The 1,006-nt window shown below is 42.8% G+C and carries 3 protein-coding genes; all 3 read left to right on the forward strand.

Features of this window, described 5'->3' with window-relative positions:
- The coding region (locus tag AB0G52_RS41425) for a PTS sugar transporter subunit IIA (protein ID WP_361344547.1) at positions 1-222 on the forward strand (222 nt) is incomplete at its 5' end.
- 15 nt (positions 223-237) lie between these two features.
- Positions 238-555, forward strand: coding sequence for a PTS fructose transporter subunit IIB (locus tag AB0G52_RS41430; RefSeq protein ID WP_127738309.1), 318 nt, complete (start codon positions 238-240; stop codon positions 553-555).
- Between the two features lie 13 nt (positions 556-568).
- The coding region (locus AB0G52_RS41435) for a PTS transporter subunit EIIC (protein ID WP_361344550.1) at positions 569-1,006 on the forward strand (438 nt) is incomplete at its 3' end.

The following is a 1,006-nucleotide window of genomic DNA, read 5'->3' on the forward strand; positions in this document are numbered from 1 at the left end:
GCGATTGGCAGGACAAATAAGGAAATAGAGTGGGACTCTCTTGATGGAGGACCAATCAATATTATTATTTTGTTTGCTGTCAAGAATAGCGACAAGACAACAACGCATATTAAGCTGCTTCAAAAGGTTGCTGTGCTCCTTGCTGATGAGGAGAAGATTGAAAAGTTTCAAACGCTGCAGACGAAAAGGGAGTTCATTGAAATCTTTGCTGAAAACAATTGATAGGAGGAAGAGGTTATGAATATTGTTGGAATTTCTGCTTGTACATCTGGAATTGCTCATACGTATATCGCGAGAGAAAAGCTGATTAAGGCAGGGCAGGAGTTTGGCCATAAGGTCCGGATTGAGACACAAGGTACAATCGGAATCGAGAATGAGCTTACTGCAACAGAAATACAGGAGGCTGATCTTGTTATCATTGCTGCAGACATTAAGGTAAGTGGAAAGGAGCGGTTCAAAGGCAAACGAATTATCGAGGTGCCGACACATATTGCCATAAAAGCACCAAAGCAGTTATACAAAAAGATTGAAGCTGAATTAAACAAAAACCAGTGAAGGGGTCTTTTCTATGCTGAAAAAACTGCAAATTAAAAAGCATGCATTAACTGCTATATCCTATATGCTTCCATTAGTAGTAGCATCAGGTCTACTAATTGCCATCGGAAATCTGACAGGCGGGACAGTCATTGAAAATTACCAAGCAGCATTTTCGATTCCGTCTGCTCTTGTCTCTTTAGGTGTTTTGGGAATGGGCTTGCTTGCTCCGGTCATAGCTGGGGCAATTGCCTACTCCATTGCAGACAGACCAGGAATAGCACCAGGCCTGCTGATGGGTCTTATCGCAAATGCGATTGGTGCTGGGTTCTTGGGTGGTATGCTTGGCGGTTTTATCGTCGGTTATTTTGTTCTCTTCTTGAAGAATAATTTAAAGGTGCCGAGATGGGCAGAGGGACTTATGCCGATGATGATTATTCCGCTCATCTCAAGTCTGGTCGTTGGTCTCCTC

Source organism: Streptomyces sp. NPDC021562 (assembly GCF_040640875.1).
In the GTDB taxonomy this organism is placed as follows: Bacteria; Actinomycetota; Actinomycetes; order Streptomycetales; family Streptomycetaceae; genus Streptomyces.

Coding starts and splice junctions, on each gene's coding strand:
- AB0G52_RS41430 (WP_127738309.1), top strand. CDS start 238: ATGAATATTGTTGGAATTTCTGCTTGTACATCTGGAATTGCTCATACG.